General features: G+C 70.5%; 20 protein-coding genes. 19 read left to right on the plus strand and 1 reads right to left on the minus strand.

Annotation, left to right across the window (positions count from 1 at the left end; translation table 11 throughout):
• Nucleotides 1-37: 37 nt before the first annotated feature.
• The 9 genes from ilvD (at nucleotide 38) to coaE (ending at nucleotide 10,126) form a co-directional block, all read left to right on the plus strand.
• Entirely contained in the window at nucleotides 38-1,750 is a 1,713-nt protein-coding gene (ilvD, locus tag H576_RS0102655; protein WP_029149635.1) for a dihydroxy-acid dehydratase, read from the plus strand.
• Nucleotides 1,751-1,795: 45 nt separating this feature from the next.
• Complete coding sequence (locus tag H576_RS0102660; RefSeq protein ID WP_029149636.1) at nucleotides 1,796-3,598, plus strand: acetolactate synthase large subunit; 1,803 nt, start codon at nucleotides 1,796-1,798, stop codon at nucleotides 3,596-3,598.
• 1 nt (nucleotide 3,599) lies between these two features.
• Nucleotides 3,600-4,106 carry an acetolactate synthase small subunit gene (ilvN, locus tag H576_RS0102665; RefSeq protein WP_029149637.1) on the plus strand — a complete coding sequence of 169 codons (507 nt, stop codon included), beginning with the start codon at nucleotides 3,600-3,602 and terminating at the stop codon, nucleotides 4,104-4,106.
• A 44-nt stretch (nucleotides 4,107-4,150) separates the two neighbouring features.
• On the plus strand, nucleotides 4,151-5,182 hold the full coding sequence (ilvC, locus tag H576_RS0102670; RefSeq protein ID WP_036318998.1) for a ketol-acid reductoisomerase: 1,032 nt from the start codon (nucleotides 4,151-4,153) through the stop codon (nucleotides 5,180-5,182).
• A 107-nt stretch (nucleotides 5,183-5,289) separates the two neighbouring features.
• Nucleotides 5,290-6,387, plus strand: a complete 1,098-nt coding sequence (locus H576_RS0102675) for an NAD(P)-dependent alcohol dehydrogenase (RefSeq protein ID WP_029149639.1) — start codon at nucleotides 5,290-5,292, stop codon at nucleotides 6,385-6,387.
• Between the two features lie 215 nt (nucleotides 6,388-6,602).
• Nucleotides 6,603-8,057: a 30S ribosomal protein S1 gene (gene rpsA, locus H576_RS0102680; RefSeq protein ID WP_029149640.1), complete on the plus strand. Its 1,455-nt coding sequence runs from the start codon at nucleotides 6,603-6,605 to the stop codon at nucleotides 8,055-8,057.
• A gap of 113 nt (nucleotides 8,058-8,170) precedes the next feature.
• Nucleotides 8,171-8,656, plus strand: coding sequence for a hypothetical protein (locus H576_RS0102685; protein WP_156888111.1), 486 nt, complete (start codon nucleotides 8,171-8,173; stop codon nucleotides 8,654-8,656).
• Nucleotides 8,650-9,495, plus strand: a complete 846-nt coding sequence (locus tag H576_RS16050; RefSeq protein ID WP_156888112.1) for a hypothetical protein — start codon at nucleotides 8,650-8,652, stop codon at nucleotides 9,493-9,495. Before H576_RS0102685 ends, H576_RS16050 begins: the two co-directional genes overlap by 7 nt.
• A 22-nt stretch (nucleotides 9,496-9,517) precedes the next feature.
• Nucleotides 9,518-10,126 carry a dephospho-CoA kinase gene (gene coaE, locus H576_RS0102695; protein ID WP_029149642.1) on the plus strand — a complete coding sequence of 203 codons (609 nt, stop codon included), beginning with the start codon at nucleotides 9,518-9,520 and terminating at the stop codon, nucleotides 10,124-10,126.
• Here the strand turns inward: coaE and H576_RS0102700 are convergent.
• Nucleotides 10,104-10,745, minus strand: a complete 642-nt coding sequence (locus tag H576_RS0102700; protein ID WP_029149643.1) for a GntR family transcriptional regulator — start codon at nucleotides 10,743-10,745, stop codon at nucleotides 10,104-10,106. The two genes, coaE and H576_RS0102700, sit on opposite strands and share 23 nt — an antisense overlap.
• Nucleotides 10,746-10,882: 137 nt before the next feature.
• Between H576_RS0102700 and H576_RS0102705 the strand changes: the two genes are divergently transcribed.
• The 10 genes from H576_RS0102705 to whiA all read left to right on the plus strand — a co-directional run bounded on the left by H576_RS0102705 (nucleotide 10,883) and on the right by whiA (nucleotide 26,065).
• Complete coding sequence (locus tag H576_RS0102705) at nucleotides 10,883-12,139, plus strand: NRAMP family divalent metal transporter (RefSeq protein WP_029149644.1); 1,257 nt, start codon at nucleotides 10,883-10,885, stop codon at nucleotides 12,137-12,139.
• Between the two features lie 3 nt (nucleotides 12,140-12,142).
• Complete coding sequence (locus H576_RS0102710) at nucleotides 12,143-12,913, plus strand: LamB/YcsF family protein (protein WP_029149645.1); 771 nt, start codon at nucleotides 12,143-12,145, stop codon at nucleotides 12,911-12,913.
• Nucleotides 12,910-13,692, plus strand: coding sequence for a putative hydro-lyase (locus tag H576_RS0102715; RefSeq protein ID WP_029149646.1), 783 nt, complete (start codon nucleotides 12,910-12,912; stop codon nucleotides 13,690-13,692). The genes H576_RS0102710 and H576_RS0102715 overlap by 4 nt, the downstream gene beginning before the upstream one ends.
• Nucleotides 13,689-15,278 carry a 5-oxoprolinase subunit B/C family protein gene (locus H576_RS0102720; protein WP_029149647.1) on the plus strand — a complete coding sequence of 530 codons (1,590 nt, stop codon included), beginning with the start codon at nucleotides 13,689-13,691 and terminating at the stop codon, nucleotides 15,276-15,278. The genes H576_RS0102715 and H576_RS0102720 overlap by 4 nt, the downstream gene beginning before the upstream one ends.
• Nucleotide 15,279: 1 nt before the next feature.
• A complete protein-coding gene (locus H576_RS0102725; protein WP_029149648.1) occupies nucleotides 15,280-17,001 on the plus strand; it encodes an acetyl/propionyl/methylcrotonyl-CoA carboxylase subunit alpha in 1,722 nt (573 codons plus the stop codon).
• Nucleotides 17,002-17,039: 38 nt separating this feature from the next.
• Nucleotides 17,040-19,127, plus strand: a complete 2,088-nt coding sequence (uvrB, locus tag H576_RS0102730) for an excinuclease ABC subunit UvrB (protein ID WP_029149649.1) — start codon at nucleotides 17,040-17,042, stop codon at nucleotides 19,125-19,127.
• Nucleotides 19,128-19,214: 87 nt separating this feature from the next.
• A complete protein-coding gene (uvrA, locus tag H576_RS0102735) occupies nucleotides 19,215-22,121 on the plus strand; it encodes an excinuclease ABC subunit UvrA (protein WP_029149650.1) in 2,907 nt (968 codons plus the stop codon).
• Between the two features lie 2 nt (nucleotides 22,122-22,123).
• Nucleotides 22,124-24,061, plus strand: a complete 1,938-nt coding sequence (gene uvrC, locus H576_RS0102740) for an excinuclease ABC subunit UvrC (protein ID WP_029149651.1) — start codon at nucleotides 22,124-22,126, stop codon at nucleotides 24,059-24,061.
• On the plus strand, nucleotides 24,036-24,941 hold the full coding sequence (gene rapZ, locus H576_RS0102745; protein WP_051172082.1) for an RNase adapter RapZ: 906 nt from the start codon (nucleotides 24,036-24,038) through the stop codon (nucleotides 24,939-24,941). Before uvrC ends, rapZ begins: the two co-directional genes overlap by 26 nt.
• 146 nt (nucleotides 24,942-25,087) lie before the next feature.
• Complete coding sequence (gene whiA, locus H576_RS0102750; RefSeq protein WP_029149653.1) at nucleotides 25,088-26,065, plus strand: DNA-binding protein WhiA; 978 nt, start codon at nucleotides 25,088-25,090, stop codon at nucleotides 26,063-26,065.
• The last annotated feature ends 2 nt before the right edge of the window (nucleotides 26,066-26,067 follow it).

Consider the following 26,067-nt stretch of genomic DNA (forward strand, 5'->3'; position numbering starts at 1 on the left):
GTCCGGAAGCCGTCGGCGCGGGCAATAGACTTCCCTCGTGAGTGACGAAGCAGTTTCCGGAATCGACATCAAGCCCCGCAGTCGCGTGGTGACCGACGGCATCGAAGCGACCACGTCGCGCGGCATGCTCCGAGCGGTCGGCATGGGCGACGACGACTGGGAGAAGCCCCAGATCGGCATCGCTTCGAGCTGGAACGAGATCACTCCCTGCAACCTCTCGCTCGACCGCCTCGCGCAGGGCTCCAAGGAGGGCGTCCACGCCGGCGGCGGGTACCCGCTGCAGTTCGGCACCGTCAGCGTGTCGGACGGCATCTCGATGGGTCACGAGGGCATGCACTTCTCGCTCGTGAGCCGCGAGGTCATCGCCGACAGCGTCGAGACCGTCGTCATGGGCGAGCGCCTCGACGGCACCGTCCTGCTGGCGGGCTGCGACAAGTCGCTGCCCGGCATGCTCATGGCCGCCGCGCGCCTCGACCTCGCGAGCGTCTTCCTCTACGCGGGGTCCATCGCCCCGGGCTTCGCGCGGATGTCCGACGGCACCGAGCGCACCATCACGATCATCGACTCGTTCGAGGCCGTGGGCGCGTACAAGGCCGGCCAGATGTGCGAGAGCGACCTCAAGGCAATCGAGTGCGGCTTCGCGCCGGGCGAGGGCGCCTGCGGCGGCATGTACACCGCCAACACGATGGCGTGCATCGCCGAGGCGCTCGGCATGAGTCTCCCCGGCTCGTCGACCCCGCTGTCTGCCGACCGCCGCCGCGACATGTACGCCCACCGCTCGGGCGAGGCCGTCGTGAACCTGCTCCGCAAGGGCATCACGACGCGCGACATCCTCACGAAGAAGGCGTTCGAGAACGCGATCACGGTCGCGATGGTGCTCGGCGGATCCACGAACTCGGTCCTCCACCTCCTCGCGATCGCCCGCGAGGCCCGCGTCGACCTGACGCTCGACGACTTCACCCGCATCGGGCAGAACTCGCCGCACCTCGCCGACGTGAAGCCGTTCGGACGCTTCGTCGCGCAGGACTTCGATCGCGTCGGCGGCATGCCCGTCGTCATGAAGGCCCTCCTCGAGGCCGGCCTGCTGCACGGCGACGCCATGACCGTCACGGGCAAGACGCTCGCCGAGAACCTCGAGGATCTCGACGTGACGCAGCCGCTCGACGGCGAGGTCGTCCGCACCCTCGACAACCCGATCCACGCGACCGGCGGCCTCACGATCCTCGACGGATCGCTCGCCCCCGACGGAGCCGTCGTCAAGACCGCCGGCTTCGACGCCGAGGTCTTCGAGGGCCCGGCCCGCGTGTTCGAGCGCGAGCGCGCCGCCATGGACGCCCTGACGAACGGCGAGATCCAGAAGGGCGACGTCGTCGTCATCCGCTACGAGGGCCCCAAGGGCGGCCCCGGCATGCGCGAGATGCTCGCGATCACGGCGGCCATCAAGGGCGCTGGCCTCGGCAAGGATGTACTACTCTTGACGGACGGACGATTCTCAGGCGGCACAACCGGCCTGTGCATCGGCCACATTGCACCCGAGGCGGTGGACGCAGGTCCCATCGCATTCGTGCGCGATGGAGATCTGATCCGGGTCGATGTCGCAGCTCGCACTCTCGACGTACTCGTCGACGACGCTGAGCTCGCCTCCCGCCGCGAAGGCTGGGAGCCTCTTCCCCCGCGCTACACCCGCGGCGTTCTCGCCAAGTACTCGAAGCTCGTCCACTCGGCTGCCGAAGGCGCCGTCACGGGCTGACGCGAGTCCGCGCACTCCGCTCCGAACAGATCAAGGGAATCCTCCGTGCCCGCAGATCAGACAGCTGCCGTTCCCCGTCCGCCGGCCCGCCCCGGCAGCGCCCCCGTCATCCGGGGCGCCGAGGCGGTCGTCCGCTCGCTCGAGGCTCTGGGCGTCACCGACGTCTTCGGCCTCCCGGGCGGCGCCATCATCGAGACCTACGACGCCCTGACCGTCGAGAACTCGATCAACCACGTCCTCGTGCGCCACGAGCAGGGCGCCGGCCACGCGGCCGAGGGCTACGCCGCGGCGTCGGGCCGCGTCGGCGTCGCCATCGCGACGTCCGGCCCCGGCGCGACGAACCTCGTGACCGCGATCGCCGACGCCTACATGGACTCCGTGCCCATGGTCGCGATCACCGGCCAGGTCTTCTCGACCCTCATGGGAACCGACGCGTTCCAGGAGGCCGACATCGTGGGCATCACGATGCCGATCACCAAGCACTCGTTCCTCGTCACCAAGGCCGAGGACATCCCGCGCGCCATCGCGCAGGCCTTCGAGATCGCCAGCACGGGCCGCCCGGGCCCCGTGCTCGTCGACATCACGAAGGACGCGCAGCAGGCCGAGGTGCCCTTCGTGTGGCCGCCGCGCTTCGACCTGCCGGGCTACCGGCCGGTGACGAAGGCGCACGGCAAGCAGATCCAGGCCGCGGCCGCGCTGCTCGCCGAGGCGAAGCACCCGGTCCTGTACGTCGGCGGCGGCGTGATCCGCGCCGGCGCGTCGCGCGAGCTGCTCGCGTTCGCCGAGTCGTCGCACACGCCCGTCGTGACGACGCTCATGGCGCGCGGCGCGTTCCCCGACTCGCACCCGCAGCACCTCGGCATGCCGGGCATGCACGGCGCGGTCCCTGCCGTGCTCGCGCTGCAGGAGGCCGACCTCATCATCGCGCTCGGCGCGCGCTTCGACGACCGCGTCACGGGCAAGGCCGCGCTCTTCGCCCCGAACGCGAAGGTCGTGCACGTCGACATCGACCCCGCCGAGATCGGCAAGATCCGCGTGGCCGACGTGCCGATCGTGGGCGACGTCAAGGACGTCCTCGTCGACCTCGAGACCGCGTACGGCTCGGCCGTCGCGGCACGCGCCCCGAAGTTCGAGGAGTGGTGGGCGTACCTCGACGGGCTGCGCGAGCAGTACCCGCTCGGCTACACCGAGCCGTCCGACGGGCGCCTCGCCCCGCAGGGCATCATCCAGCGCATCGGCGAGCTCACGGGCCCCGAGGGCGTGTTCGTCGCGGGCGTCGGCCAGCACCAGATGTGGGCGTCGCAGTTCATCCGCTACGAGCGTCCCAACTCGTGGCTCAACTCGGGCGGCGCGGGCACGATGGGCTACGCGGTTCCCGCGGCGATGGGTGCGAAGGTCGCCCAGCCCGACCGCCCCGTGTGGGCGATCGACGGCGACGGCTGCTTCCAGATGACGAACCAGGAGCTCGCGACCTGCGCGCTCAACGACATCCCGATCAAGGTCGCGATCATCAACAACTCGTCGCTCGGCATGGTGCGCCAGTGGCAGACGCTGTTCTACGACGGCCGCTATTCGCACACCGAGCTCAACACGGGTCACGACTCGAAGCGGATCCCCGACTTCGTGAAGCTCGCCGAGGCATACGGCTGCCTCGCGATCCGCGTCGAGAGCGAAGACCAGATCGACGCGGCCATCACGCTCGCGCTCGAGACGAACGACCGCCCCGTCGTGATCGACTTCGTCGTGTCGAGCGACGCGATGGTGTGGCCGATGGTGCCGCAGGGCGTCAGCAACAGCGAGATCCAGTACGCCCGCGAGAACTCGCCGGCCTTCGATGAGGAGATCTGACATGTCGACGCACGTCCTCAGCCTCCTCGTCGAAGACACCCCCGGCCTGCTCACGCGCGTCGCGGGCCTGTTCGCCCGCCGCGGCTTCAACATCCACTCGCTCGCGGTCGGCGTGACCGAGGTGCGCGGCCTCTCGCGCATCACGGTCGTCGTCGACGTCGAGGGCCAGCCGCTCGAGCAGGTCACGAAGCAGCTCAACAAGCTCGTGAACGTCGTGAAGATCGTCGAGCTCGACCCCGCCGCGTCGGTCCAGCGCCAGCACATGCTCGTGAAGGTGCGCGCCGACAACGCGAGCCGCGCGAACGTCCTCGAGGTCGTGAACCTCTTCCGCGCGAGCGTAGTCGACTACGCGCCCGACTCGGTCGTGGTCGAGATCACGGGCGACCAGGGCAAGGTCGACGCGTTCCAGCGCGCGATCGAGCCGTTCGGCATCAAGGAGATCGTCCAGTCGGGCCTGCTCGCGCTGGGCCGCGGACCCAAGTCGATCTCCGAGCGCGTCCTGCGCTGACCCCCGCTTTTCCCCATTCCACCGCAATCAACAGGAGCATCACCATGGCAGCAGAGATCCTCTACGACGCAGACGCCGATCTGTCGATCATCCAGGGCAAGAAGACCGCGATCGTCGGCTACGGCTCGCAGGGTCACGCCCACGCGCAGAACCTGCGCGACTCGGGCGTCGAGGTCAAGATCGCGCTGCGCGAGGGATCCAAGTCGGCGCAGAAGGCCGCCGACGAGGGCTTCGAGGTGCTGTCGGTCGCCGACGCGACCGCCTGGGCCGACGTCATCATGATCCTCGCGCCCGACCAGCACCAGCGCGGCATCTACTCCGAGAGCATCCTGCCGAACCTCGCGCCGGGCAAGGCGATCGCGTTCGCGCACGGCTTCAACATCCGCTTCGGCCTCATCGAGGCGCCCGAGGGCGTCGACGTGATCCTCATCGCGCCCAAGGCGCCGGGCCACACGGTGCGCCGCGAGTTCGTCGCGGGCCGCGGCATCCCCGACGTCATCGGCGTCGAGAAGGACGCGTCGGGATCCGCGTGGGCGCTCGCGCTCTCGTACGCGGCCGGCATCGGCGGCGCCCGCGCCGGCGTGATCAAGACGACCTTCACCGAGGAGACCGAGACCGACCTCTTCGGCGAGCAGGCCGTGCTCTGCGGCGGCATGAGCCACCTCGTGCAGGCGGGCTTCGAGACGCTGACCGAGGCCGGCTACCAGCCTGAGATCGCGTACTTCGAGGTCCTCCACGAGATGAAGCTCATCGTCGACCTCATGTGGGAGGGCGGCATCTCGAAGCAGCGCTGGTCGATCTCCGACACCGCCGAGTTCGGCGACTACGTCTCGGGCCCCCGCGTGATCGACGCGCACGTCAAGGAGAACATGAAGGCCGTTCTCGCCGACATCCAGTCGGGCGCGTTCGCCGAGCGCTTCATCGCAGACCAGGACGCGGGCGCCCCCGAGTTCAAGAAGCTGCGCGCCGCCGAGGAGACGCATCCCATCGAGCAGACGGGCCGCCAGCTGCGCTCGCTGTTCTCGTGGTCGAAGTCGTCGGACGACGACTACACGGAGGGCACCGCCGCGCGGTGACCTGCGTTCCGGAAGGGCCTCACGGCGACGCGCCGTGGGGCCCTTCCGCGTCACATCGACAGGCGTAGCATTGAGTCATCTCATCCATTCAGGTGAAAGGAAAGATGATGACCACCGATGTTCGCGCCGCCGTCCTCCACGGAGTCGACGAGCCTTTCCGCTTCGAGACCCTCACGCTCGACGACATCCGCCCCGACGAGCTGCTCGTGAAGATCGTCGCGACGGGGCTGTGCCACACCGACCTCGCGATCCAGCACGGGCACATGCCGGGCGCGTTCCCCTTCGTCCTCGGGCACGAGGGAGCCGGAATCGTCGAGGAGGTCGGATCCGCGGTCACGGGCTTCGAGGTCGGCGACAAGGTCGCGATCTCGTACGCCGCCTGCGGCCACTGCTCGAACTGCCTCGCCGGTCGAGAGGCGTACTGCCTGAGCTTCTTCCCCCTGAACTTCGGCGGCATCCGCGAAGACGGATCGACGACCTTCACCGACGCCGACGGCGGCGTCGTGCACGGCAGCTTCTTCGGCCAGTCGTCGTTCGCGGACCACGCGATCGCCTCCGCGAAGAACGTCGTCAAGCTCGACGCCGACGCCCCCGTCGAGATCGCGGGCCCGCTCGGCTGCGGCATCCAGACCGGCGCCGGCACGGTCCTCAACTCGCTCGCCGTCCCCGCGGGCGCGAGCATCGTCGTCGCCGGCACGGGCGCCGTGGGCCTCTCGGCCATCATGGGCGCGAAGGTCGCGGGCGCGACGACGATCATCGCCGTCGACGTCATCCCCGAGCGCCTCGAGTTCGCGAAGAAGCTCGGTGCGACGCACACGATCAACGGCAAGGAAGAGGACACCGTCGCGCGGATCCGCGAGATCACGGGCGACGGCGCGAGCTACGCGGTCGACACGACCGGCGCGGCGCCCGTTCTCGACCAGCTGATCGACGCGACCGCCATGGGCGCCAAGCTCGCCTTCATCGCCGTGTCCAAGCCCGGCACCACGATCGACGCGACCAAGGTCGGCGGCAAGACGATCGTCGGCGCGATCGAGGGTGACTCGATCCCGCAGAACTTCATCCCCGAGCTCATCGCGCTCAACAAGGCCGGGCGCTTCCCGTTCGAAGAGCTCGTCACGACCTACGCGTTCGACGAGATCGAGCAGGCGATCGCCGACACGCAGTCGGGCAAGACGGTCAAGGCCGTCCTCACGATGGCGTGATCTGACGCGTGTCGGCATCGCCGACGCATCGCGGGCCCATGGGAATGCACACCTGTGGGCCCGCGTTGTCTCTGATAGTCTGAGGTGTCACCCACAGGCGGCGCGTTCGTCGTGCCCCGCGGGTCACGCAGCACAACCCCATCCAGCCGCTCGCCGGCGCACTGTCTTCGCGTCGGTCGGGCCCGAGAAGACAACCCTTAAGGCAAACCACCTAAATGACTAACGTGACGGCCACCCCGGCCACCAAGCAGGTCGCGATCAACGACATCGGATCTGCTGACGACTTCCTCGCTGCTGTCGAGAAGACGCTCAAGTTCTTCAACGACGGCGACATCATCGAAGGCGAGATCGTCAAGATCGACCGCGACGAGGTCCTCCTCGACGTCGGTTACAAGACCGAGGGCGTCATCCCCTCGCGCGAGCTCTCCATCAAGCACGACGTCAACCCTGACGACGTCGTCAAGGTCGGCGACCAGATCGAGGCCCTCGTCCTCCAGAAGGAGGACAAGGAAGGCCGTCTGATTCTGTCGAAGAAGCGTGCTCAGTACGAGCGCGCCTGGGGCGACGTGGAGCAGATCAAGGAGAACGACGGTGTCGTCAAGGGCACGGTCATCGAGGTCGTCAAGGGCGGTCTCATCCTCGACATCGGCCTCCGCGGCTTCCTCCCCGCTTCGCTCATCGAGCTGCGCCGCGTGCGCGACCTGACGCCGTACCTCGGCCAGGAGCTCGAGGCGAAGATCCTCGAGCTCGACAAGAACCGCAACAACGTCGTGCTGTCGCGCCGCGCCCTCCTCGAGGAGACGCAGTCGGCCACGCGCACGCAGTTCCTCAACGGCCTGCACAAGGGTCAGGTCCGCAAGGGCCAGGTCTCGTCGATCGTCAACTTCGGTGCGTTCGTCGACCTCGGCGGCGTCGACGGTCTCGTCCACGTCTCCGAGCTGTCGTGGAAGCACATCGACCACGCCAGCGAGGTCGTCGAGGTGGGCCAGGAGGTCACCGTCGAGGTTCTCGAGGTCGACCTCGACCGCGAGCGCGTGTCGCTGTCGCTCAAGGCGACGCAGGAGGACCCCTGGCAGGTCTTCGCCCGCACGCACCAGATCGGTCAGATCACGCCCGGCAAGGTCACGAAGCTCGTTCCCTTCGGTGCGTTCGTCCGCGTCGCCGACGGCATCGAGGGCCTCGTGCACATCTCCGAGCTGTCGCACAAGCACGTCGAGATGGCCGAGCAGGTCGTGTCGGTGGGCGAGGAGCTCTTCGTCCGCGTCATCGACATCGACCTCGACCGTCGTCGCATCTCGCTGTCGCTCAAGCAGGCCAACGACATGGTCGACCCGAACGGCACCGAGTTCGACCCGTCGCTCTACGGCATGACGACCGAGTACGACGAGAACGGCGAGTACAAGTACCCCGAGGGCTTCGACGCCGAGTCGGGCCAGTGGCTCGAGGGCTACGACGAGGCTCGCGAGAAGTGGGAGTCCGAGTACGCGGCCGCCGAGGCCCGCTGGACCCAGCACAAGGAGCAGGTCGCCAAGGCCATCGAGGCCGAGGCGAACGTCGAGGAGACGGGCGCCGCCAGCGGCACCTCGTTCTCGACCGAGAGCAACGGCGCCGGCGCCCTCGCCGACGACGAGGCCCTCGCGGCGCTCCGCGAGCAGCTCGCGGGCAACTGACCCGCGGCGCAACGCTGAACTGACAGGGGTCGGATCCTTCGGGGTCCGACCCCTTTCGCGTGCCTGTGGATAACTTTCGAGGCCGATCTCGGAATTCCTCTACGGTGATCCGCATGCGTCGCGTCGCCGTGTTTCTCGCCCTGCCCCTCCTTCTCGTCGGGTGCGCCGCGGAGGCCGAGCCCGAGCCCGCGTGGACCGAGGAGGAGGCGTACGCGGCGGCCGAGGAGGTGTTTCGGGAGTTCCACGATGCCTGGCTGTCCGAAGAAGACGGATACGGCTCGGATGGCGCCTACCTCGAATACCTGACCGGAGAGCTCCGCGCCGCTGAGGAGGAATCGCTCGCAAGCGGAGCCCCGGAGATCCGCGGTCAGTCCGTCATCACAGACCTCACCACAGCTGACTTCGACCTCGTCGGGGAGACCGCGACGGTGAACGTCACGGCATGCCAGGACGATTCTGATGTGCGGGTGGTCGATGACGAAGGCGCGGAAGAGCCTGTTCGGGCTGACCCGGTCTATGAGATCGATGCGGTCGTCACGTCGGTCGATGGCCAGATGCTGATCGCCGAGCTCACCGAGAACGCGGGCACCGGATGCTGATGCTGTTTGCGATGCTCGTGATGGTCACGGGCACCGAGTTCGAAGCCCAGGCCGTGTATTGCACGCCGTTGCAGATCTTTCAGCAGACCTGCAATGCGGGCGGCGACGACGGGATCGACGTCGGGGGAGAGGTCACCTGGCCCGGCGAGGAACCTGCGGCGCCCGACCCTGGGCATCCGGCTCCGAATCCCGTCGGCGAGGTGCCTGGTGCGCCCGAGAACCCGGCCCCGCCGCCGACCACCGTCGACGACTGCACGCGCGGTCAGGACGATCTGAGCGGCAACTGCGTCATCGACTTCCCCGAGGCCCCGGAGGACCCGGAAGAGCCGTTCGTGCCGACGATCCCGGCGATCACCGTCACCGACGTCGCGTCCTTCGCGCCCGCCCCGACATCGCCGACGATCGAGCCCTTCGGCATCGCGATCCTCGGCGCGCCGATGAACGTCGCGATGGGCGCCGAGACGCAGACGGTCGGCGGCGCCCTCTTCGGGCTGCCGATGGCGGTGACGTTCGTTCCCGAGCTCTACACGGTCGACTACGGCGACGGCACCGTGATCGAGACGACGACCGGATCCGGCACGTGGGGTGAGCTGGGCCAGGCTCAGCTCACTGCGACGCCGACGAGCCACGCCTATCAGGCGCGCGGCACCTACGCGGTGTCGATCGACGTGTCGTACTCCGCGACGGTCGACTTCGGCGTCTGGGGCACGTACCCCGTCGACGGCTTCGTCGTCACGGGAGGCCCGGGCGTCGACGTCCGGGTGTTCGAGCACACGTCGGCCCTCGTCGACAGGACGTGCATCGAGGATCCGCTCGGCCCCGGATGCGCGGCGGTCTGAGCGGGACGGATAGCGTGGAGGGATGCCACTCATCGCGCTGACCGGCGGCATCGCGTCGGGCAAGTCGACCATCGGACATCGCCTCGCCGAGCACGGAGCGATCGTCATCGACGCCGATCAGACCGTGCGCGAGCTCCAGCAGCCCGGGCAGCCCGTCTTCGCGGCGATGGTCGAGGCCTTCGGCGCCGGAATCGTCGCGGGCGACGGAACCCTCGACCGCAGGGCGGTCGGCGCGATCGTCTTCGCAGACCCGCAGAAGCTCGCCCAGCTCAACGGCATCGTGCACCCTGCCGTGAAGGAGCACACGCAGCGGCGGTTCCGCGAGGCGTTCGAGCGCGACCCGCGTGCCGTCGTCGTCTACGACGTGCCGCTGCTCGCCGAGGCCCGCGGAACGGGGGAGTGGGACGCGGTCGTCGTGGCGCACGCGCCCGCCGAGGTGCGCACGCGGCGCATGGTCGAGAACCGCGGCATGACGCGGGCCGAGGCCGAGGCGCGCATCGCCAGCCAGGCCACCGACGACGAGCTGCTCGCCGTCGCCGACGTCGTCATCGACACGTCGGGATCCCTCGACGAGACGATCGCGCAGGCCGACGCGCTCTGGGAGAGGATCAGCCCCGACGCTGGCGCGTGAACGCGCCGAGCACCGTCTGCTCCGACTCGACGAGGTAGTCGGTGAGCTCGCGCGACGCGACCTCGCCGCCCTCGGCAAGGAACAGTTCGAGGAGCGCGCGGTTGCGCGGGACGTAGGGCGCGTGAAGCGCCTCGGGGGTGTCGATCGCGAGGAACGCAAGGCGCAGCTCGGCCGCGACGTCGCGATACAGCCGCGCGAGCCGCGGGCTGTCGGCGAGGTCGACGATCGCGGCGTGGAACTCCATGTTCCCGGTGCCGACGACGCCCCACTCCTGGGCGGCGAGGGCGGCCTCGCTCGATTCGACCGCCGCGCGCATCGCCGCGACAGCGGGGTGCAGGGGGGATCCCGTGCGCAGCGCAGCGGGTTCGACGTACCGACGCGCGCGGTAGATGTCGACGACGTCGGCCACGGCCGGTGAGGCGACCGACGCTCCCCGGTGGGGGATGTGCTCGATGAGGCCCTGCTCGGCCAGCACCCGGAAGGCCTCGCGCAGGGTGTTGCGCGAGACGCCGAGCGACTCGGCGACCGCGAGCTCCGAGAGGCGCTCCCCGGGGGCGAAATCGCCCGCGATGATGCGCCGCCGCAGGGCGTCGGCCAGCGTCTCATCGTGTTCGGGCATGCCCGAATCATATTGCCGAGGTCGCAACACGGGCGAAACACATCGGGTCTACATTGTTCAACAATCGCTGTGAGTTTGTCTTACAGTTGCTCCACTTCCTCTTTCCGTCTGCACCACTCGTCTCACGAGGAGCACACATGTCCACGCCCACGACCTCCGAGCGCGCGAGCTCGTTCGTCCGCTCGCGCCGCGGCCCCATCCTCGGCGCGATCTTCCTCATGGCCACGTCGGCCATCGGCCCGGGCTTCATCACGCAGACCGCGACCTTCACGGCGCAGATGGGCGCCTCGTTCGCCTTCGCGATCCTCGTGTCGGTCCTCGTCGACTTCGCGCTGCAGATGAACGTGTGGCGCATCATCACCGTCGCGGGCAAGCGCGCGGGCGACCTCGCGAACGCCGCGATCCCGTTCTCGGGCCACCTGCTGGCGGTGCTGATCGTGATCGGCGGCCTCGCGTTCAACATCGGCAACATCGCGGGCGCGGGGCTCGGCCTCAACGCCCTGCTCGGCATCGACGCGAAGATCGGCGGCCTGCTGTCGGGCCTGCTCGCGATCGGGATCTTCCTCTTCAAGCGCGCGGGACGCGTCGTCGACGTCCTCGTCATCGTCCTGGGCGTCGTGATGATCGGTCTCACGGTCGTCGTCGCGATCATGTCGCACCCGCCGATCGGCGATGCGCTGCGCCAGACGGTGGTCCCCGACGAGCTGAACTTCGCCACGATCACGACGATCGTCGGCGGGACGGTCGGCGGATACATCACCTACGCGGGCGCGCACCGCTACCTCGACTCGGGGCAGACCGGCCCCGCGCACGCGAAGTCGGTGCACCGGGCGGCCGTGAGCGGCATCCTCGTGACGGGCATCATGCGCTACGTCCTCTTCCTCGCGATCTTCGGCGTCGTCGCGTCGGGCGTCGTCCTCGACGTCACGAGCGCGAGCGCGAACCCCGCGGCCCAGGCGTTCGGCTCGGTCCTCGGAGACGCGGGGATCCGGATCTTCGGCTTCATCTTCTGGGCCGCGGCGATCTCATCGGTCATCGGAGCCGCCTACACGTCGGCGACCTTCGTCTCGACCTTCTCGAAGAAGCTCGCGAACGGCTGGCCGCTGCAGCTCACGACGGTCGCGTTCATCGTCGTCTCGCTCGTGCTGTACCTCGTGATCGGCGCGGCTCCCGCCGCGATCCTCGTCTTCGTCGGCGGGTTCAACGGCCTCATCCTCCCCATCGGCATGACGATCTTCATGTACATCGGGTGGTTCCGCCAGCGCGACCTGCTGCACGGCTACCGCTACCCGGTCTGGCTTCTCGTCGTGGGCACGCTCGCGACGGCGCTGAGCTGGTACATGGGCGTCGTGTCGGTCGGCCCCATCTTCGCGTTCATCGGCATCGGAGGCTGACGCATGGCGACGATCGATCTCAACTCAGACCTCGGAGAGAACACCCCCGATCGCGTGGTGGCCGACGACGCGGCGATGCTGCGGATCGTCACGAGCGCCAACGTCGCGTGCGGGTTCCACGCGGGGAGCCCCGAGGGGATCCGCGAGACGCTCGACGCGGCCGTCGCGAACGGCGTGACGATCGGGGCGCACCCCGGCTACCGCGACTATGAGAACTTCGGCCGCACGGCCGTCGAGATCGACTCCGCGACGCTCCAGGCGCACGTCGAGTACCAGCTCGGCGCGCTGCTGGGGCTCGCGTCGTCGGTCGGCGGCGCCGTGCGGTACGTCAAGCCGCACGGCGCGCTGTACAACACGATCGCCCGCGACGAGCGCCAGGCGCGCGACGTCGTCGCGGCGATCCGCGCGATCGATCCGTCGCTCGTCATGCTCGGCCTCGCGGGCGGCGCGGCGATCGGCGTCGCGGAGGCGGCCGGTCTCGCGACGGCGGCCGAGGCCTTCGCCGACCGCGCCTACACGCCGGCGGGTGAGCTCGTCTCGCGCACCGAGCCGGGCTCGGTCCTGCACGACGCCGGATCGGTCGCCGCGCGGATGCTGCGCCTCGCGCGCGAGGGCGTCGTCGAGGCGATCGACGGATCCGACGTCGCCGTCCGCGCCGACTCGATCTGCGTGCACGGAGACAGCGCGGGAGCCATCGCGATGGCGGCCGCGACGCGCGAGCTGCTCGAGAGCGAGGGCATCGAGATCGCGCCGTTCGCGGGAGCGGCGCTGTGACCGCCGTCGACGACGCGCGGGCGGCGCGGGCCGCCTACCGCGCGGGCCGCGTCGAGCCCACGAGCGGCGTCGCGCACGGTCTCGTGCAGGCGAACCTCATCTCGGTGCCGGCCGACTGGGCCTACGACGTGCTGCTGTTCGCGCAGCGCAACCCGAAGCCGTGCCCCGTCCTCGAAGTCCTCGACGCGGGCGCAGTGGAGTCGCGGCTCGCGCCGGGATCCGACCTGCGCACCGACATCCCCTCCTACCGGATCTGGCGCGACGGCGAGCTCGCGGAGGAGACCGTCGACGCGTCGTCGGCCTGGGAGGAGCACCCGGATCTCGTGTCGTTCCTCATCGGCTGCAGCTTCACGTTCGAGGCCGGCCTCGTCGACGCGGGGGTCCCGATCCGGCACCGCGAGCTCGGCCGCAACGTCCCCATGTACCGCACCTCCCGGGCATGCGAAGCGGCCGGGCGGCTGCGCGGCGAGACCGTCGTCTCGATGCGCCCCATCGCGGGCGACCGCGTCGCCGACGCCGTGCGGATCACGGGCCGCTACCCGGCCGTGCACGGCGCGCCGATCCACGTCGGCGACCCCGCGGCCCTCGGGATCGCCGACCTCGGGGCTCCCGACTTCGGCGACGCCCCCGAGATCCGCGACGGCGAGATCCCCGTGTTCTGGGCCTGCGGCGTCACCCCGCAGGCGGCGATCATGGCGTCGCGCCCGCCCTTCGCCCTGACGCACGCGCCGGGCCACATGTTCGTCACCGACGTTCCGGACGCGGAGTACGCCGCGTGAGGCGGATCCTCCCCGCGTCCGACACGGCGCTCCTCGTCGAGGAAGCCGATCTCGAGGGCGCGATGCGGCTGCACGCGGCTCTCGAGGCGGCCGCTCTGCCGGGGGTCGCGGAGCTCGTGCCCGCCGCGCGCACGGTCCTCGTGCGCTTCGACCCGCGCGCCGTGTCGGCGGGAGTCCTGACGGAGCGGATCGCCGTCCTCGCATCCGCCGACGCCGCGTCGGGCGCCGCGGGCTCGGTCGTGATCCCCGTCTCGTACGACGGCGAGGACCTGGGCGAGGTCGCGGGGATCCTGGGCGTCACGCCCGACGAGCTCGTCGCGCGGCACCTCGCCGCGACCTGGCGTGTCGCCTTCACGGGCTTCGCGCCCGGCTTCGGATACCTCGCGGGCGACGACGCCCTGTTCGACGTGCCGCGGCGGCCGTCGCCGCGCCCGCGGATCCCGGCCGGGTCCGTGGCGCTCGCCGGCGCCTTCTCCGGCGTGTACCCCCGCGAGAGCCCGGGCGGCTGGCAGCTCATCGGGCGCACCGACGCCGTGATGTGGGACCTCGCACGGCCCGAGCCCGCGCTCCTCGCGCCCGGCACGACGGTGCGCTTCGAGCGCTCGCCGCGCGAGCGGATCCCGCTGAGCGATGCCGCCGCGACGACGGCTCCGGCGTCCGACTCCGCGAGTGATCCGCCCCGCCACGCCGTCGAGGTCGTGCGCCCCGGTCTGCAGCTCGTCATCGAGGACGGGGGGAGGCCGGGCCACGCCGCGCTCGGCGTCTCGGCGTCGGGCATCGCCGACCGCGGGGCCCTCCGCGACGCGAACCGCGCGGTCGGCAACGACGCGGGCGCCGCGGCGTTCGAGCTCGCGGGCGGCGGGGCCGTCCTGCGCTTCCGCGGGGACGGCGTGATCGCGCTCGCGGGTGCGCCGGCCCCCGCGTCGCTCGTCCGCGCGGACGGCGCCGCATACTCCGTGGGCGGCGGCGAACCCTCCGCCGTCGAGGACGGCGACGAGCTGACGATCGGCCCCGCGACGAGCGGGCTGCGGGTCGTCGTCGCCGTACGCGGCGGGATCGACCTCGCCCCGGGCCTCGGCAGCCTCTCGAGCGACACCCTCGCGGGCCTCGGCGCGCTGGAGACGGGCGGGGATCCGCTGGCCGCCGGCGCCGTGATCCCGCTCCGCGGCCCGTCCGCGGCGCCCCGAGCCGTCGACCGCGTCGCGCCCCGCCCCGTCCCCGCGAGCGGGGACCTCGTCGAGCTGCGCGTCGTCCTCGGCCCGCGCGACGACTGGTTCACGCCGGCGGGCGTGAGGACCCTCCTGGAGCAGGAGTGGACCGTGACGCCGCGGTCGGACCGCGTCGGGATCCGCCTCGCGGGGGAGACGCCGCTCGAGCGCGCGACGCCGGGCGAGCTCCCGAGCGAGGGCGCCGTCACGGGCGCGATCCAGGTGCCGCCCGACGGGCAGCCCGTCCTGTTCCTTCCCGACCACCCGCTCACCGGCGGATACCCCATTATCGGCGCCGTCGTGGACGCCGATCTCGACATCGCCGGGCAGCTGCCGCCCGGCGCGCGGATCCGGTTCCGCGCGACGACAGGAGACTGACATGGACAAGGTGCTCATCGCGAACCGCGGGGAGATCGCGGTGCGGGTCGCGCGCGCTCTCGCGGAGGCCGGGATCGCGTCGGTCGCGGTCTACGCCGACCAGGACGCCGACGCGATGCACGTGCGCCTCGCCGACGAGGCGTACGCGCTCGGCGGGCGGACGCCGGCCGACACCTACCTGTCGATCGACAGCATCCTCGCCGCCGCCCGCGCCTCGGAGGCCGACGCCGTGCACCCCGGCTACGGCTTCCTCTCCGAGAGCGCCGACTTCGCCCGCGCCGTCGAGTCGGCTGGGCTCGTCTGGATCGGCCCCACACCCGCGACGATCGAGGCGCTCGGCGACAAGATCACGGCACGGCGGATCGCGGCCCGCGTGGGCGCGCCGCTCGTCGCCGGCACGGCCGAGCCCCTGCAGGAGGCGGACGAGGCCGTCGCGTTCGCGCGCGAGCACGGGCTCCCGATCGTCATCAAGGCGGCGTTCGGGGGAGGAGGCCGCGGGCTCAAGGTCGCCCGCACGATCGAGGAGGTCCCCGGGGCCTTCGAATCGGCGGCGAGCGAGGCGATCGCGGCGTTCGGCCGCGGCGAGTGCTTCGTCGAGCGCTTCCTCGACCGGCCGCGCCACATCGAGGCGCAGGTGCTCGGCGACGGGCGCGGCGGGGTCGTCGTGGTCGGCGACCGCGACTGCACGCTGCAGCGCCGCAACCAGAAGCTCGTCGAGGAGGCGCCGGCGCCGGGCCTCACGGACGAGCAGCGCGAACGGATCCACGCGGCGGCGCGCGACGTCTGCGCCGCCGTCGACTACCGCGGGGCGGGCACGGTCGAGTTCCTCATGGGCGAGGACGGTTCGATCTCCTTCCTCGAGGTCAACACGCGCCTGCAGGTCGAGCACCCCGTCACCGAGGCGGTGACGGGCGTCGACCTCGTACGCGAGCAGCTGCGGATCGCCGCCGGCGACGGGCCGTCGTTCACGGAGACGCCCGCGCCGCAGGGACACGCGATCGAGATGCGTATCAACGCCGAGGACCCGGGGCGCGGATTCCTCCCGAGCCCCGGAGTCGTCTCGGGGCTGCGGATCCCCGCGGGCGCCGGGGTGCGCTGGGACGCCGGGATCGAGCAGGGCGACGCCGTCCAGGCCGCTTTCGACTCGATGATCGCGAAGCTCATCGTCAGCGCGCCGAGCCGCGACGCCGCGCTCGTCCGCGCCGGCCGCGCCCTGCGCGAGCTCGCGGTCGAGGGCGTCGCGACCGTCGCGCCGTTCGCGCGCGAGCTCATCGCCGATCCCGCGTTCTCGACCGCGGGCTTCGCGGTCCACACGCAGTGGATCGAGTCCGACCTCATGCCGCGGCTCGAGCCGCAGCGCCGGGCGGATCCCGCGCCCGACGCCGAGCTGCGGCGGTTCGCGATCGAGGTCGACGGGCGGCGCGTCGAGGTCGGGGTGCCCGCGGCGATCCTCGCGGGCCTCGCGACGGCGCCCGTTCCTGCAGACGCGCCCGACGCCCCGGCCCCCGACGCGCTGGAGGCGCCCGTTCCGGGTGCGCTCGTGCGCTGGCTCGTCGACGACGGCGCCTCCGTCGACGCGGGCGAGGACGTCGCGGTGATCGACGCGATGAAGATGGAGACGCGCGTCGCCGCCCACCGAGCGGGCACGCTGCGCCGCGGGGTCGAGGTCGGGCAGGACGTCGCGATCGGATCCGAGATCGCGAGGATCACGGATCCGGCGTGATCGCCTCGTGTGTCGGAGATCTGTTCTAACGTTGGAGTATGCAAGCGACGCGCAGCGTGAGGCCCTTCGAGGTCATCAGCGAGTACACCCCGTCGGGTGATCAGCCGAAGGCGATCGCCGAGCTCGCCCAGCGCATCAACGCGGGCGAGACCGACGTCGTCCTGCTGGGCGCGACCGGAACCGGCAAATCGGCGACGACGGCCTGGCTCATCGAGCAGATCCAGCGGCCGACGCTCGTCCTCGCGCACAACAAGACGCTCGCGGCGCAGCTCGCGAACGAGTTCCGCGACCTCATGCCGAACAACGCCGTCGAGTACTTCGTCTCCTACTACGACTACTACCAGCCCGAGGCGTACGTACCGCAGACCGATACCTTCATCGAGAAGGACTCGTCGATCAACGCCGAGGTCGAGCGCCTGCGTCACTCGACGACGAACTCGCTCCTCAGCCGGCGCGACGTCGTCGTGGTGAGCACCGTGTCGTGCATCTACGGCCTCGGCTCGCCCGAGGAGTACCTGCGCTCGCTCGTCGCGCTGCAGGTGGGGGAGCGCTACGACCGCGACGCGCTGATCCGTCAGTTCATCGCCATGCAGTACAACCGCAACGACGTCGACTTCTCGCGCGGCAACTTCCGGGTCCGCGGCGACACGATCGAGATCATCCCCGTCTACGAGGAGAACGCGATCCGCATCGAGCTGTTCGGCGACGAGATCGAGGCGATCAAGAAGCTGCACCCGCTCACGGGCGACGTCATCGAGAACATGGACGCCGTCGCGGTCTTCCCGGCGACGCACTACGCCGCGGGCACCGACACCGTGGCTCGGGCGATCAAGACGATCGAGGTCGAGCTCGCGCAGCGGCTCGAGGAGCTCGAGTCGCAGGGCAAGCTCCTCGAGGCCCAGCGCCTGCGCATGCGCACGACCTTCGACCTCGAGATGCTGCAGCAGATCGGGTTCTGCTCGGGCATCGAGAACTACTCACGCCACCTCGACGGCCGCGAGGCGGGCGAGCCCCCGCACACGCTGCTCGACTTCTTCCCCGACGACTTCGTCATCGTGATCGACGAATCGCACGTGACGGTTCCGCAGATCGGCGCGATGTACGAGGGCGACGCGTCGCGCAAGCGCACGCTCGTCGACCACGGCTTCCGGCTGCCGAGCGCCCTCGACAACAGGCCGCTGCGCTTCGACGAGTTCAAGGAGCGCATCGGCCAGGCGGTGTACCTCTCGGCGACGCCGGGCAAGTACGAGATGGGCATCGCCGACGGCGTCGTCGAGCAGATCATCCGCCCGACGGGCCTCGTCGACCCGCAGATCGTCGTCAAGCCGTCGAAGGGCCAGATCGACGACCTGCTCGAGCAGATCCGCATCCGCGCCGAGAAGGACGAGCGCGTGCTCGTCACGACGCTCACGAAGAAGATGGCTGAGGAGCTGACCGACTTCTTCGAGGAGAACGGCGTGCGCGTGCGCTACCTGCACAGCGACGTCGACACCCTGCGCCGCGTCGAGCTCCTCACCGAGCTGCGTCAGGGCGTCTACGACGTGCTCGTCGGCATCAACCTCCTGCGCGAGGGCCTCGACCTTCCCGAGGTGTCGCTCGTCGCGATCCTCGACGCCGACAAGGAGGGCTTCCTCCGCAGCGAGACCTCGCTGATCCAGACGATCGGCCGCGCCGCCCGCAACGTGTCGGGCGAGGTGCACATGTACGCCGACGTCATGACCGACTCGATGAAGCGCGCCCTCAGCGAGACCGACAGGCGCCGCGAGATCCAAATGGCGTACAACCGCGAGCACGGGATCGACCCGCAGCCGCTGCGCAAGCGCATCGCCGACATCACCGACTCGATCGTGCGCGAGGAGGCCGACACGGCCGAGCTGCTCGGCAAGCGCAAGAAGGATCCGCGCGTCAAGGACGGCGGACGCGGGCGCGGCGTGCCGGCCATCCGGCCGCGCGAGGGCATCGCGGCCGAGGGAGCCGAGCAGCTCGAGGCGACGATCGCCGACCTCTCGCAGCAGATGCTGCAGGCGGCGGAGGAGCTGAAGTTCGAGCTCGCGGCCCGCCTCCGCGACGAGGTCTCCGATCTCAAATACGAGCTGCGCCAGATGGAGAAGGCGGGCCACGCCTGACCGACGGGCGGTGAGTGCGGGGCGACGCGGCGAGAAAACCTATCGAACAAAGGTCCACATGTCGGCGATCCCGCCTAGACTTGTGACGTGCCGATCAGCCCCGTAGAGACCTCGCAGAAGATCACCGTCCGCGGTGCCCGCGTCCACAATCTGAAGAACGTCGACCTCGAGATCCCGCGCGACAAGATGATCGTCTTCACGGGCCTCTCGGGTTCGGGCAAGTCGAGCCTCGCGTTCGACACGATCTTCGCAGAGGGCCAGCGCCGCTACGTCGAATCGCTGAGCGCCTACGCGCGCCAGTTCCTCGGCCAGGTCGACCGGCCCGACGTCGACGCGATCGAGGGGCTGAGCCCCGCGGTGTCGATCGACCAGAAGTCGACCAACCGCAACCCGCGTTCGACCGTCGGCACGATCACCGAGATCTACGACTACCTGCGCCTCCTCTGGGCGCGCATCGGCGTCGCGCACTGCCCCGTCTGCGACGCGCGGATCGAGCGGCAGACGGTCCAGCAGATCGCCGACCAGCTCGTCGAGCTGCCCGAGGGCACGCGCTACCAGGTCGTCGCGCCCGTCGTGAACCAGAAGAAGGGCGAGTTCGTCGACCTCTTCCAGGAGCTCGGGGCGAAGGGCTTCTCGCGGGCGATCGTCGACGGCGAGCTGATCCAGCTGGCCGAGCCGCCGAAGCTCAAGAAGTCGTACAAGCACGACATCGCGGTCGTCGTCGACCGCCTCGTCGCGCGCGGAGCCGACATGCTCGGCCGCGTGACCGACTCGGTCGAGACGGCGCTGGGCCTCGCCGACGGCGTGGTCCAGGTCAACTTCGTCGACGGCGAGGGCGACGGGGCGTGGGAGTCGTTCAGCGAGAAGCTGGCCTGCCCCAACGGGCACACGATCCAGCTCACCGAGATCGAGCCGCGCACGTTCTCCTTCAACGCGCCCTTCGGCGCCTGCCCCGCCTGCTCGGGCCTCGGCACGAAGATGTCGGTCGACGTCGACCTGCTGCTCGGCGACGACGAGCTGTCGATCGCCGAGGGCGTGATCCTTCCCTGGACCTCGCAGGGCAAGGGGCTCTACCAGTACTTCGAGCGCCTGCTCGAGGCGCTCGCCGACGACCTCGGGTTCTCGCTCGACACCCCGTGGCGCGCGCTCCCCGAGGCGGTCCGCGAGGCCGTGCTCTACGGGCAGGACTACCGCGTCAACGTGCAGTACAAGAACCGCTGGGGACGCCAGGTCCGCTACGCGAGCGGCTTCGAGGGCGTCGTCCCGCACATCGAGCGCCAGTACGAACAGGCCGAGAGCGACACGCAGCGGGCCCGCTGGGGCGAGTACCTGCGCGAGATCCCCTGCGCGGTCTGCGGGGGCGCGCGCCTCAAGCCCGAGGTGCTCGCGGTCAAGGTCGTCGGCCGCTCGATCGCCGAGGTCGCCGACCTCAGCCTCGAAGACGCGATGACGTTCATGGACACCGTCGACCTGACCGAGCGCGAGGCGGCGATCGCGGCCCAGGTGCTGCGCGAGATCCGCGTGCGCCTCGAGTTCCTGCTGCGCGTCGGCCTCAACTACCTGACGATGAGCCGCGCGGCGGGGTCGCTCTCGGGCGGCGAGGCGCAGCGCATCCGGCTCGCGACGCAGATCGGCACGGGCCTCACGGGCGTGCTCTACGTCCTCGACGAGCCCTCGATCGGACTGCACCAGCGCGACAACCGCCGCCTCATCGAGACGCTCGAGGCGCTGCGCGACCTCGGCAACACGCTCGTCGTCGTCGAGCACGACGAGGAGACGATCGAAGCGAGCGACTGGATCGTCGACGTCGGCCCCGGCGCCGGCGAGGGCGGAGGAAACGTGATCCACTCGGGCACGTTCGCCGAGCTCCTCGGCGACGAGAAGTCGATCACCGGCGACTACCTGGCGGGGCGCCGCGCGATCCCCGTGCCGAAGAAGAGGCGCCGGATCGACCGATCGCGCATGCTCAAGGTGGTCGGGGCGCGGGCGAACAACCTGCACGACGTCGACGCCGAGTTCCCCCTCGGGGTCCTGACGGCCGTCACCGGCGTCTCGGGATCGGGCAAGTCGAGCCTCGTGAACGACATCCTCTATCAGGTGCTCGCGCAGAAGCTCAACGGCGCCCGCAACGTCCCGGGCAAGCACAAGCGCGTCACGGGGCTCGAGCACCTCGACAAGGTCGTGCACGTCGACCAGGCGCCGATCGGCCGCACGCCGCGCTCGAACCCGGCGACCTACACGGGCGTCTTCGACCGCATCCGAACGCTGTTCTCGGAGACCCCCGAGGCGAAGGTGCGCGGGTACCAGGCCGGGCGCTTCAGCTTCAACGTCAAGGGCGGCCGCTGCGAGGCCTGCTCGGGCGACGGCACGCTGAAGATCGAGATGAACTTCCTGCCCGACGTGTACGTCGACTGCGAGGTCTGCCACGGCCAGCGCTACAACCGCGACACCCTGCAGGTGCACTACAAGGGCAAGAACATCGCCGAGGTCCTCGAGATGTCGATCGCCGAGGCGGCCGAGTTCTTCGAGCCGATCCAGGCGATCCACCGCTACATGAAGACGCTCGTCGACGTCGGCCTCGGGTACGTGCGCCTGGGCCAGGCCGCGACGACGCTCTCGGGCGGCGAGGCGCAGCGCGTCAAGCTCGCGACCGAGCTGCAGAAGCGCAGCCGCGGCCGCAGCATCTACGTGCTCGACGAGCCGACGACCGGGCTCCACTTCGAAGACGTCCGCAAGCTCCTCGAGGTGCTCGGCGGGCTCGTCGAGAAGGGCAACACCGTCATCGTCATCGAGCACAACCTCGACGTCATCAAGTCGGCCGACTGGATCGTCGACCTCGGTCCCGAGGGCGGATCCGGCGGCGGCACGATCGTGGCGACGGGCACCCCCGAGAAGGTCGCGAAGAACCCCGACAGCTTCACGGGCCGGTTCCTCGCCGAGACGCTTGGCCTCGTCGAGCGCGCCACGCGCGCGAAGGCGGTGGCGTCCCGATAGCCATGGCCGACGTCCTGCCCTACAAGCCGAAGCCCGGCGAGATCCCCACCGACCCCGGCGTCTACCGATTCCGCGACGCCGAGGGGCGGATCCTCTACGTCGGCAAGGCGAAGAACCTGCGCCAGCGGCTCTCGAACTACTTCGCGCCGCTGCACACGCTGCACGAGCGCACGCGCCGCATGGTGACGACGGCGGCGAGCGTCGAGTGGACGGTCGTCCCGACCGACGTCGACTCGCTGCAGCTCGAGTATCAGTGGATCAAGCAGTTCAGCCCGCCCTTCAACGTGCGGCTCAAGGACGACAAGTCGTACCCGTTCATGGCGATCACGCTCGCCGACGAGGCGCCGCGGGTGATCGTGACGCGCAACGCGAAGATCCGCGGCGCGAAGTACTTCGGCCCGTACCCCAAGGTCTGGGCGGTGCGCGACACGATCGAGCTCATGATCAAGGTGTTCCCGATCCGCACCTGCAGCGACGCCTCGTACAAGCGAGCGATGGCGACGGGCAAGCCCTGCTTCCCGAGCCAGATCGGCCGGTGCGGCGGTCCGTGCTCGCACCGGGTCACGATTGCCGAGCACCGCGCCGTCGTCGACGACTTCATCGCGTTCATGCAGGGCGGCGACGAGCGCTTCACGCGTGAGCTCACCCGCCGCATGAAGGCGGCCGCGGCCGCGATGGACTACGAGCTCGCGGCGCAGCTGCGCGACAAGCTCGAGTCGCTCGACGCGGTGCTCAACAAGAGCGCCCTCGTCCTCCCGAACGACGTCGACGCCGATCTGTTCGGCATCGCCGACGACGAGCTCGCCGCCGCCGTGCACCACTTCGTGATCCGCGGAGGGCGCGTGCGCGGAGTCCAGTCGACGACGGTCGACAAGGAGCTCGACATGACCCGCGGCGAGCTCGTCGACCAGGTGCTCCAGCGGGCCTACGCCGACGCTCCCGACGACGATCTCCCGCGCCGGATCCTCGTGAGCGAGCTGCCCGCCTCGCACGACGAGTTCGAGCAGCTTCTCGGGGAGCGGCGCGGCACCCGGGTCGAGATCCAGGTGGCGCAGCGTGGCCAGCGCGCCGAGCTCATGCGCAACGCCGAGCTCAACGCGATGCAGGCGCTCGTCCGGTACAAGACCCGTCGCACGGCCGACTTCGCGTCGCGGTCCGAGGCTCTCGCCGACCTGCAGAACGCCCTCGGCATGGACGAGGCGCCCCTGCGCATCGAGTGCTACGACATCTCGCACCTGCAGGGCACCAACGTCGTCGGCTCGATGGTCGTGTTCGAGGACGGGCTGCCGCGCAAAGACCAGTACCGCTCGTTCTCGATCGCGCAGACGACCGACGACACCGACAGCATGAACCAGGTCCTCATGCGGCGCCTCGCGCGGCTCGACGACCCCTCCGAGCAGGTGCCCGACGCGGCCGAGATCGCCACGGGCGACGGTGAGGCCGTCGTGACCTCGGGGCCCACGAAGAGGCGCTTCTCGTACCCGCCCCAGCTCCTCCTCGTCGACGGCGGACTGCCGCAGGTCAACGCGGCGCAGCGGGCGCTCGAGGCGGCAGGCCACACCGAGATCGCGCTCGCGGGCATCGCGAAGCGCCTCGAGGAGCTGTGGCTGCCGGGGGAGGACTTCCCCGTGATCCTGCCGCGCACGTCCGAGGCCCTCTACCTCGTGCAGCGCCTGCGCGACGAGGCGCACCGCTTCGCGATCACGCACCAGCGCAAGCGCCGCCGTCGCGACATCCACACGGTCCTGAGCGAGGTCCCGGGGCTCGGCGCGGCGCGGATCAAGGCGCTCCTGCGCCACTTCGGATCCGTCGCGGCCCTGCGCGACGCGACGGCCGAGCAGATCGAGGAGCTGCCGGGCATCGGCCCGAAGCTGGCCGCGTCGGTCGTGGCCTTCCTCGCGGCAGACGCGGGCAATGAGCCGGAAACGACCAACGGATAGGCTGGAATCGGTGAGCGAGCAACGCGGAGAGGTCCTGATCGTCACCGGCATGTCGGGTGCCGGTCGGTCGACGGTCGGCAACGCTCTCGAGGATCACGGGTGGTACGTCGTCGACAACCTCCCGCCGCAGATGCTCGTGCCCCTCCTCGACCTCGCGGGGCGCGTCGACCAGCAGCTGCCGCGCGTGGCAGCCGTCGTCGACGTCCGCGGCGGCGACCGCTTCGCCGAGCTGCCTGCCACGGCGCAGCAGCTGCGCGACGCGAACAACCTGCGGATCCTCTTCCTCGACGCGAGCGACGCCGCGCTCGTGCGCCGCTACGAGCAGGTCCGCCGCCCGCACCCGCTGCAGGGCGACGGCACGCTGCTCGACGGGATCCGCGAGGAGCGCCGGCAGACCGAGTCGATCCGCGAGCGGGCCGACGTCGTCGTCGACACGACGAACCTCAACATCCACCAGCTCGCGAGCCGCGTCGCCGACCTCTTCGCCGACGACGGCGCGCCCCGGCACCGCGCCACCATCATGAGCTTCGGCTTCAAGTACGGGCTTCCGGCCGACGCCGATCTCGTCGCCGACATGCGCTTCCTGCCGAACCCGTTCTGGAACGACGACCTGCGGAACCTCACGGGAGAGGACGAGGCCGTCAGCGCGTTCGTCCTCGAGCAGGAGGGCGCGACCGAGTTCCTCGACGCGTACGCGGCGGCGCTGCGCCCTGTCATCGAGGGCTACCAGCGCGAGAACAAGAGCCACTCGACGATCGCGATCGGGTGCACGGGCGGCAAGCACCGTTCGGTCGCGATGTCGATCGCGCTGGCCCGTCTGCTGGACGGGACGCCGGGCGTGCAGGTGCGCGTGCGGCACCGCGATCTCGGGCGCGAATAAGGCATCAAGCTGGGAGCGATCGCGCCCGATCCGGTTATATCCCGGGGCGCTGGGAGTTCCACCATGCCACCGCGACACGCCGGACGATAGGCTGGATCCCCCGCTCCCGAGGGGAGCGTTTCCGACGTTCCCGAGTGAGGAGACCCGTGGCACTGACCGCCGATGTGAAGGCTGAACTGATCGCTGTGCGCGACCCGCGACCGACGGTCCGCGTGGCTGAGACGACCGCTCTTCTGCGGTTCGCCGGCGGGCTGCATTCGATCGCCGGACACGTGGCGGTGGAGGCCGAGGTCGACGACCGCAGCCTCGCGATCCGCACCGCGCGCGACATCGCCGAGATCTACGGCGTGCGCCCCGAGCTCGCCCACATCCAGGCGTCGGGCGCCCGCGAGGGCGAGCGCTTCGCCGTGCGCGTCGTCAAGGGCGGCGAGACCCTCGCTCGCCAGACGGGTCTCCTCGACATGCGCCGCCGCCCCGTGCGGGGCCTCCCGAACCGCCTGACGACGGGCAACAGCGACGACCTCGCCGCCATCTGGCGCGGCGCGTTCCTCGCCGCGGGCACGCTGTCCGAGCCGGGCCGCTCCGCGTCGCTCGAGGTCGCCTGCCCGTCGGGCGAGGCCGGCATGGCGCTCGTCGGCGCCGCGGGCCGCATCGGCATCGCCGCGAAGTCGCGCGAGGTGCGCGGCGTCCCGCGCGTCGTGATCCGCGACTCCGACGCGATCCGCGCCATGCTCCAGGCGATGGGCGCCCAGAAGACCGCCGAGGCGTGGGACGCGATGCGCCAGCGCCGGGAGGTCCGCGCCGGCGTCAACCGCCTCGTGAACTTCGACGACGCGAACCTCCGCCGCTCCGCGCAGGCGGCCGTCGCGGCCTGCGCCCGCGTCGAGCGCGCGCTCGAGATCCTGGGCGACGGCGTGCCCGCCCACCTCAAGCAGGCGGGCGACCTGCGCCTCGCGCACCGCGACGCGAGCCTCGACGAGCTCGGCCACCACGCCGACCCGCCGCTCACGAAGGACGCCGTCGCGGGCCGGATCCGTCGTCTCCTCGCGATGGCCGACAAGAAGGCCGCGACCGACGGGATCCCGGGCACCGAGGCGGCCGTCCCCGCCACCGAGAACGCCTGACT

Origin of the sequence: Microbacterium indicum DSM 19969, assembly GCF_000422385.1 — a bacterium.
Lineage (GTDB): Bacteria > Actinomycetota > Actinomycetes > Actinomycetales > Microbacteriaceae > Microbacterium > Microbacterium indicum.

Excerpts from the sequence above, each read along its gene's own strand:
- ilvN (WP_029149637.1), top strand. The coding sequence starts at position 3,600 with ATGTCGACGCACGTCCTCAGCCTCCTCGTCGAAGACACCCCCGGCCTG.
- ilvC (WP_036318998.1), top strand. The coding sequence starts at position 4,151 with ATGGCAGCAGAGATCCTCTACGACGCAGACGCCGATCTGTCGATCATC.
- H576_RS0102675 (WP_029149639.1), top strand. The coding sequence starts at position 5,290 with ATGACCACCGATGTTCGCGCCGCCGTCCTCCACGGAGTCGACGAGCCT.
- rpsA (WP_029149640.1), top strand. The coding sequence starts at position 6,603 with ATGACTAACGTGACGGCCACCCCGGCCACCAAGCAGGTCGCGATCAAC.
- H576_RS0102685 (WP_156888111.1), top strand. The coding sequence starts at position 8,171 with ATGCGTCGCGTCGCCGTGTTTCTCGCCCTGCCCCTCCTTCTCGTCGGG.
- H576_RS16050 (WP_156888112.1), top strand. The coding sequence starts at position 8,650 with ATGCTGATGCTGTTTGCGATGCTCGTGATGGTCACGGGCACCGAGTTC.
- coaE (WP_029149642.1), top strand. The coding sequence starts at position 9,518 with ATGCCACTCATCGCGCTGACCGGCGGCATCGCGTCGGGCAAGTCGACC.
- H576_RS0102700 (WP_029149643.1), bottom strand. The coding sequence starts at position 10,745 with ATGCCCGAACACGATGAGACGCTGGCCGACGCCCTGCGGCGGCGCATC.
- H576_RS0102705 (WP_029149644.1), top strand. The coding sequence starts at position 10,883 with ATGTCCACGCCCACGACCTCCGAGCGCGCGAGCTCGTTCGTCCGCTCG.
- H576_RS0102710 (WP_029149645.1), top strand. The coding sequence starts at position 12,143 with ATGGCGACGATCGATCTCAACTCAGACCTCGGAGAGAACACCCCCGAT.
- H576_RS0102725 (WP_029149648.1), top strand. The coding sequence starts at position 15,280 with ATGGACAAGGTGCTCATCGCGAACCGCGGGGAGATCGCGGTGCGGGTC.
- uvrB (WP_029149649.1), top strand. The coding sequence starts at position 17,040 with ATGCAAGCGACGCGCAGCGTGAGGCCCTTCGAGGTCATCAGCGAGTAC.
- uvrC (WP_029149651.1), top strand. The coding sequence starts at position 22,124 with ATGGCCGACGTCCTGCCCTACAAGCCGAAGCCCGGCGAGATCCCCACC.
- rapZ (WP_051172082.1), top strand. The coding sequence starts at position 24,036 with ATGAGCCGGAAACGACCAACGGATAGGCTGGAATCGGTGAGCGAGCAA.